General features: G+C 35.9%; 5 protein-coding genes and 1 pseudogene. 5 read left to right on the plus strand and 1 reads right to left on the minus strand.

All coding sequences use genetic code 11. The features are described from left to right. From PCY07_RS10275 to PCY07_RS10285, 3 genes and pseudogenes are all read left to right on the plus strand, one after another. Window positions 1-417, plus strand: a pseudogene (locus PCY07_RS10275) (RepB family plasmid replication initiator protein); the annotation flags it as partial. 417 nt (window positions 418-834) lie between these two features. Next, on the plus strand, window positions 835-1221 hold the full coding sequence (locus PCY07_RS10280; protein ID WP_301356705.1) for a hypothetical protein: 387 nt from the start codon (window positions 835-837) through the stop codon (window positions 1219-1221). Between the two features lie 140 nt (window positions 1222-1361). After that, window positions 1362-1979 (plus strand): SAP domain-containing protein, encoded by a 618-nt coding sequence (locus tag PCY07_RS10285; RefSeq protein ID WP_301356706.1) that lies wholly within the window; start codon window positions 1362-1364, stop codon window positions 1977-1979. Window positions 1980-3305: 1326 nt separating this feature from the next. Here PCY07_RS10285 and PCY07_RS10290 read toward each other — a convergent pair. Next, a complete protein-coding gene (locus PCY07_RS10290; protein ID WP_301356707.1) occupies window positions 3306-4316 on the minus strand; it encodes a YeiH family protein in 1011 nt (336 codons plus the stop codon). 1021 nt (window positions 4317-5337) lie between these two features. On the opposite strand from PCY07_RS10290, the gene PCY07_RS10295 reads away from it, so the two are divergent. Together PCY07_RS10295 and PCY07_RS10300 are read left to right on the plus strand one after the other, a co-directional pair. Further along, window positions 5338-6765, plus strand: coding sequence for a plasmid recombination protein (locus tag PCY07_RS10295; protein ID WP_301556739.1), 1428 nt, complete (start codon window positions 5338-5340; stop codon window positions 6763-6765). Between the two features lie 572 nt (window positions 6766-7337). Continuing rightward, a partial coding sequence (locus PCY07_RS10300) for a replication initiation protein (RefSeq protein ID WP_301556740.1) occupies window positions 7338-7929 on the plus strand: 592 nt, incomplete at its 3' end.

Below are 7929 nucleotides of genomic sequence, written 5' to 3' on the forward strand. Positions count from 1 at the left end.
CGAACGGTTGGACGAAAAGAGTTCAAGATTGATGAATTTAAACTTTTGTTAGATATGCCAAGTAGCTATAAATCAAGCGAAATCGATAGAGCGGTCATCACTCCGATTTTAAAACAGTTGTCTCCCTATTTTGAGGATTTAAAAGTCAAAAAAATCAAGTCAAAAAAGCGTGGAAATCCAGTTTTAGGATATGAATTTACTTGGAAAAAAGAAGTGACTGGAACGTATGATCCAGACAAATTCAATAAACCAAAACCGAAAAAGTCTAATAAAGCAAAATCAAGCAAAAAGACAAGCAAGACAAACGTGCCAGCTTACCACAACCCTAACTACGAAAAGAAACCTCTAACCCCTGAACAAGAGAAAAGAGCTAACGAGTTGAAAGCAAAAGTAGAGAATTTGAAAAAAGACGGTTAAGCCGTCTTTTTATTTGCGTCAATTTTAACTAGGTTAATAGCTTAGTTATATTATTAAATCGTAAAAAAATAGGGCTTCGATTTTTAGCTGCATTTTATAGTTGTTTTATTATGTTTTAAGACATTAAAGGTCAGGGTGGTATATTTACCCTCGGAAGATAGTTCACTCCGTTTTTCACTGTTATTTAATCACGTTTCAGAGCTTAAAATCGATTCTCGATAAAAACTTTCTCAAAAAATAAAAATATACTATGGCATCTATAGCCAGATTAACAGAGAAAGGAAGACAACAATCAATTTCAAAATTGATTGTTTAAGTGTTTCCATGAAATGTGTGTAGAATTGTATAGAATATGCTAAAATGTATCTATACATAGCGCTATGTTTGTGTAGCAAATAAATACACCTAGGAGAAAAAATGAGCGTTCAAATCAGCGTGAGAGTTTCAAAAGAACAAAAGGAGAAACTCGTATATTTAGCTAAAAACGAGAACAAAACAATTACTCAATACATAATCGATCGCTGTATTGTAGAAGACAGCTACACAGATGCTAGCAATGTAGATGACGCTAGCAATCGTGTAGAAACTGTATTGCAAGAGCAAATTGAGCAAATTCGTGCTGATTTTGAGACTGAACGTAGCTTTTATGTTTCTCAAATTGAGCAAAAAGATAAACAAATTGCTGAAATGTTAGAGATTAATAACAATCAACTCCAGCTTATTGGAGCACTGACTATCAAAAATGAAACATTACTGTTAGAAACAAAGAAGAACTGGTGGCAACGTTTGTTTTCAAAAAAATAACTAATTAGTTATATGTGAGTGAAGTTAAGCTTAATAGAAATACAGTAATTACAAGATTGTAATATTTTTCTGTTATAGCTTTATGTGGCAGGGGTATATTGGGTATAATAAGATAAACTTGGAGTTGTAGAGGTGAGCATTTGGAAGAAAATAGACCTGATTTTAGAGATATAAAATCATTTGAAGAATTTAACAGCTACTACTGGTATCGAGAAGAACTTTCACAAATTTGTAAGTACCTTGGATTAGAATACAGATGTACAAAAAAAGAATTAAATCATATTATAGAACAATATTTTAAGGGAAATAGAATAGAAAAATTTTTGAGGATAAGAAACAAAAATCAAACCGAAATAATAACCCTAAATACATCATTACTTGAATGTGGGTTTTCCTTTAATCAGAAATTTCGTGATTATTTTTCAGCTGTAACAGGTGTTAATCCGTTTAAATTTAATGCTGATATGGCAACAGCTTGGCGAAAAGTAAAACGGGACAACAACATAAATTTTACAATCCAAGATATGATTAAAATATACTATGGAGAGTCAGACTACGCTAAGTATGATAATTCAGCTTGCCAATGGAATCAATTTCTAAAAGACTTTTGTGCAGATGAATTTAGCAATCATTACTCCAACAAGTTAAAAGTTGCGGCTATCCTTTGGAAAGAAGTTAGAGATTCAAAAAATAAAAAAATTTATTCGCGGGAACTTCTAAAAGAATATAGCTACAAAATAGAGGAGTACTGTAAATAAACAACTTCAAGTTTGTCGAACGGAATATAAAGTATTAAAGACGAAAGAAAAATGAGTTGTTTGGCACTGCACCCTACGGAAATGAGATTCACATACCGACCATATCGCTGAGATACCTCACCTAAATCGTAACACAAATTTTGACACGTACCCCTCTAACGTGATATAATGTCTTTGCCGATTAAGTAACTCAAGGCTACACCAAAGCCCTAAGGAATGCCAGTTCCTTAGGGCTTTTTTTACGTTCTTTGCAGATTAACGGGTGTTTTTAGGCTAGCTACCGTTATTCCTCATCGTCTAACCATTTGCAAATGAAGTATGCCAGCACATTTGCCATAACATTGAGGAAGAGCTCGATTAAGTAACTCACGACTATCACCTCCTCTCACGAACCTCACGGTACGCAATCGGTTTTCCGATAGCTTTGTTATTATATCATGACCGCTTACTTTATTCCATGGTCTACTTGATGGATTCTCAAAAAATCAGTAGAGCCTGTCCCTCAGAACAAGCTCTACTATTTATTATTCCAAACTTACTTAACTATAAAAAGACTAAAAAGTATAGGAATTAATAATACCAAAACGACCCCTATTACAAATACAAGTAAAACCTTTATAAGTTCTTTATCAACTTTTTTCTTTTTAGAAATTGTAATAACTTTGCATATTTTTTTCATCGTTTTCACTCTTTCTTTAATAAAACAAAGCAACAAAACAAATTCTCTTTTTAATAAACACCTCCAATAAGATTATATTGTATCGGGATCATCTTCAATTTGACTCTACCCTCTAAAAAACAAAAAGTCAAATAATTATATATTAATAATTGGTCTTATTTCCAATTTATTTTTATCCCCTAATTGATAAGATTTCTTGAACACCCCAAGTTCATTAATTGGCTGATTAGTTAAACTGTCGCAAGTATTTTTCCTTTCCTGATGAAATATTGCATTTTATTCAAAAACCGCGCATATTCGGTGCTGAGACGAGCATTCTGACGCTTTTTCAGTTGATTTTGTAGACGATAGACCATAAGAAAACCCTTGAGAGCTAAGGGTTTGGGGGTTGTTTTGCTATTGAGATAGTTCTTTCAGAAAAAGACCAATTTTTCGGAAAGTTGATGTTGTCCCAAAATTGTCTCTACCACAACATATAGAAAAATAAGTGAAATGGATAGGGAATATCCCTTTTTATTTTGCTTTAAATCAGATTTTTGGATGGAATAGTAGATGATAAGACAAAATATCTTTGAACATACAAAAAGACAAACGCCAAAAATGACGTCTGTCTACGTTCTGAGGTAGCCTTTAGGCTCCCTTTTTTCTTAGAAGATACCGATGAGTAATTGCATGCCAAGACTAGTCAGGATGATAGCAATCCAGCAAAGGGCTCCAAGAAGAATGGATTTTCCACTGGATTTGATCATAGCAATGAGGTTGGTTTTGAGACCAATAGCACTCATAGCCATGATGATGAGGAATTTGGAGAGCTGTTTGAGAGGTGAAAAGAAGCTATTGCTAACACCAAAAGAAGTAAGGACGGTAGTTAGCAGAGAAGCTAGGATGAAGTAGAGAATGAAAACGGGGAAGATTTTTTTAAGCTTTACTCCTTGGTTGTTGTCTTGTTGACGGCTTTGCCAATAGGAGAGGAAGAGAGTAATAGGGATAATAGCTAAGGTACGAGTCAGTTTGACAATGGTTGCAGATTCTAGAGTATTGGTATGATACAGACTATCCCAGGCGCTAGCTGTGGCTGTTACAGAGGAAGTATCGTTGACCGCAGTACCCGCAAAGAGAGCAAAACCTTCGTTGGAGAGATGGAGCCAAGAACCTAGAGTTGGAAAGATAAGAGCTGCCAAGACATTGAAGAAAAAGATAACAGAAATGGCTTGGGCTACTTCTTTTTCCTTGGCGTGAATAACAGGAGCAGTCGCTGCAATGGCAGAACCGCCACAGATAGAAGAGCCTACACCAATCAGGGTAGCTAGCTTTGTATCCAGATTAAAAAAGCGTTGGAAAAAGAAAGCTATAATCAAAGCAATTGAAATAGTTGAGAGGATGACAGGAAGGGAAGATTTTCCAACTGCGAAAACTTGTGAGATATTGAGTCCAAACCCAAGCAAGATAACAGCATACTGAAGCAATTTTTTGGAGCTATAAGTCAAACCAGCGTCCAGTTGTTTATAGGGAGTGAGAAAGGGGTAGAGAATCATTCCGATAAAAATGGCGAAAACAGGTGCTCCCACAACAGGCAGAAAGCCTCCTAAAACCCAAGAGATGATAGAAATGATCAGACAGACTAACAGTCCTGCCCAATTTTTTGATAGAAATGACATAAAAACCTCCGAAAATAAATACTTCTTATTATAATCTTATCTGTCAGAAAAGTAAAATAGAAAGTAGGAATAAGGTTGTAAATTAACGGAATTTTGCGGTCAGAGATCTTTTGTAGTTTAATAGATATATGTTCTTTGATCAATAAGGATGCAAATGTGGCATATGTTATTGAAAAAAATGAATTTGATGAGCCTGGATATGTGAAGTAATTATGTGAGATAAGAAAATAAATAAGAGAGTTGAAAATGTACTGCACTCCAAAAGTTAGACAGAAAAAAATCTAACTTTTGGGATCAGTACATATCCTCGCTTTTTTAATCTAATAGGTCCTTATTTTGTTAGCAAAAGATGGGCAAGCAAAAATTGCCCACTGCAATTTTTTCGGTGCGTTGTTCGCGCCGATTTTTTTTTCGAGACCACAAAAGTGGGCCGAAAAACGCAGTGAATTTTTTGGGCCATGATGGGACAAAAAAGGGGTGCAACCCAAGTCCTCCGCAGGAGCGTTTTACCTTTGTACGTTGCGAAGCAATGTCAAAGGTGCAAAAACGTTACTCTTTGCCAAAGAGTAACAGAAACTCCTGCTAAATCCCGACTGTAGATTATTATTTTTACGTCTGTTTTCAATCGACAATAGCGACGCAGAATAGCGATAGCGCTGCGTCTTAGCCCGTTTTTCGGGCTACCTTGCGCATTTTTAAAGTTAGTTAATGGTTTTGTATACTGGACCACGTTTAAGCCCAATAATGGGCCTATATGTAGTCCATCTTTTATATAAATCATGGGCTTATACATGTTCCATGATTTTATTATTTCGTGGTCTACTATATATCCCATTATTTGTATTTTTCATGGACTTATATATAAACCCATGAGATAGGCAAAGTATGGATTTCTATATCTGCCCATTATTTTTATTAACTGTGTTTTTTCTTCTGTTTTATCTTTATTTTTAACAAAAGCTGGCATACTATTAGTAACTCTTAAATTAAAAGGTAGGTTTACAATACGATGGATAAAACAATGACATTATCTTTCAAGACGAATCCAAAGCAAACAAATATCCGACATAACAATCGCGAATTGTCAGAAAAAGAATTTAAAAGCGATGCTCACAAACACATCCAGCGCGAAAAATCGAAATATAATATTCAGATTTTCAAACGCGATATTAAAGATGTTTATCACGAACTCTTCGACGATGCGCTGAATTCCTATAACGAAAAACAAAAGCGCAAAGATCGGAAAATCGATGATTATTATAAACACGTCCAAAAGTCCAAAAATTTGGACCTGCAAAGAGAATTCATCGTGGCCGTCGGAAACAAAGCCGATTGGGAGAAATTAAGTTTTGAAGAAAAGAAAGAGGTAGGAAAGATCCTAAAACGTTATGTGGTCGATTTTAACGAGCGTCATGACAATATGACCATTTATAACGCGATTGTCCATTTGGACGAATCCGGGGCCCCTCACGCCCATTTCAACGTGGTTCCGATGGCAACTGGTTACAAAAATGGGCTTGCAGTACAACCTTCTTTCCGAAAGGCTCTGGAACAAGAAGGGTTTGGGCCAAGCGGTCGTGAACAATTCAAGTCCTTTAGAGATGCAGAAGTCCATCGTCTGCATGAGTTTGTCCATGAAATCGGAATTGACCGAAAAGCTGGGCAAACCAATGATATCAAGGATATGCGCGAATATAAAGACGCGATGGAATATATTGAGAATCGAAAATCAAGTCAGATTGTTAAAATGCAACGCGAAGAAAAGGCTCATGAAGAAAAGATGAATGAGTTAAACGAGAGATTGAAACAACAAGAAGAAATGTTCCAAAAACAAGAAGAAATGATCCAAAAAAGAGATGAAGCTTTTAAAGCTAGTAAGAAGCAACAAGCTAGAATTATTAAGCAGATGAACGATGAGATCATGAGCGAGTCTGAAAAGCTTGATATGAAACGAATCGAAGATAAAACTGTCGATGCAATGTTGAAGATGCAGCTGATTGCAGATAAACCAATCGACGATAAGCGGAACTATCGAATCAAAGAGAAAGGATTTGGCGAGGAAAAACAGCGCTACGTCATGGTCCCAGAGAAAGATTTCGACGATTTGGCCCGTAGAGCTGATAGAGGTCCGTTGATGCAGTTGTTGAACGATTTTAAAGAGCAAATTCTTGGCTTAGGAATCGTGAAACGTCTGAGGGCAACTATTGCAAAATTAAAAGAAGAAATGGCTGGTTTGCTTAGAGAAAATGATAATTTGTCTAAAGAATTAACGGCTGTAATTGAAGATAGAAACAAATACAGGTCTAGGTTACAGGATCAAGAGTATTATCTGACAGATCAAGAACGTGAGGAGATTGCTGAGAAGATCATTCAGAGAAAGGATCTTGAACTAGAAGATGGGGATAGAGATAGGGCATTTGAAAGAGATGATCTCGATCTTAGCAGATAGATAATTCGCTAACTGAAATATATCATCTACACCAAAAGCGGACGGCTTTTAGCCGTCTTTCCATTGGCTTTATAATCTAAATTACAGAATTCATCTAGTGTAAATAGCCATCATCTCCCCTCTAGCTTTATACTCCCTTGTAGGCCAGCTGTGTTGCGTTTAAAACAAAAAGTAAGTCGTAAGATCACAAATGTTGGATTGACTGCTAAACAAAGAGGGCGCAAGCCCTCTGGGAGCGAAGCGACCGAGAGCCGAAGGGCTCTAAGGCGAAGCCTCAAAAAATCAAACGAAGGTGTAGATTTGGGGTCGAAACGAAGTGAGACCTTATTTATATATATTTTATATATATGTTTAATAATATATTTAACACCTCCGAAAACCTTAGAGTCCCAAGGGTTTTCGAGTTTTATGGGTGTAGAAATGTCGGTTTATGGGTGTAGAAATGTCGGTTTATGGGTGTAGAAATGTCGGTTTATGGGTGTAGAAATGTCGGTTTATTAAGAACAAATATAAATATTTGCTTTATAAAGTTTTTGGTGGTATAATTAAGAAGAAATGAAAAGGAGTTCTTAATGGCTAATGAAGTAGTTAAGCATCACAACGATTTAAACACGGTTATCATGAGAAAATGGACAGCAGAAGAGATGAATTTCTTTTTTGCGATTATTACAAAAGCAAGAGACAAAGGCACTTCTGACCTTATTTTCGATAAACATCAACTGGCAGAATTGGCAAACTATTCTATCGAACACAATAAGCGATTTTACGACACAATGGATAGCCTAGCAAATAACATCTCTCAATTAAGATACATCGAGAAAACAAAGAATTCTATTGAATACATGCCACTTTTTACACGTTTCAAAGTTGAATGGGAAGATGATTTGTCAGACATGCAAGCCCAAGTTTCTGTATCCCCTCTTTTTGAGTATATTTTGAATAAGTTATCAGCAAATTTTACTCAGTATGAGTTGCAAGAGTTTACTTCCATTCGCTCGACTTACGCAAAAACCGCTTATAGACTTCTGAAACAGTGGCGAACGGTTGGACGAAAAGAGTTCAAGATTGATGAATTTAAACTTTTGTTAGATATGCCAAGTAGCTATAAATCAAGCGAAATCGATAGAGCGGTCATCACTCCGATTTTAAAACAGTTGTCTCCCT

The sequence above is a fragment of the Streptococcus sp. SP1 genome, from assembly GCF_030440005.1.
In the GTDB taxonomy this organism is placed as follows: Bacteria; Bacillota; Bacilli; order Lactobacillales; family Streptococcaceae; genus Streptococcus; species Streptococcus parasanguinis.

Bases quoted from the DNA above. Each gene is read 5' to 3' on its own strand.
- PCY07_RS10280 (WP_301356705.1), top strand. From the start codon at position 835: ATGAGCGTTCAAATCAGCGTGAGAGTTTCAAAAGAACAAAAGGAGAAA.
- PCY07_RS10290 (WP_301356707.1), bottom strand. From the start codon at position 4,316: ATGTCATTTCTATCAAAAAATTGGGCAGGACTGTTAGTCTGTCTGATC.
- PCY07_RS10295 (WP_301556739.1), top strand. From the start codon at position 5,338: ATGACATTATCTTTCAAGACGAATCCAAAGCAAACAAATATCCGACAT.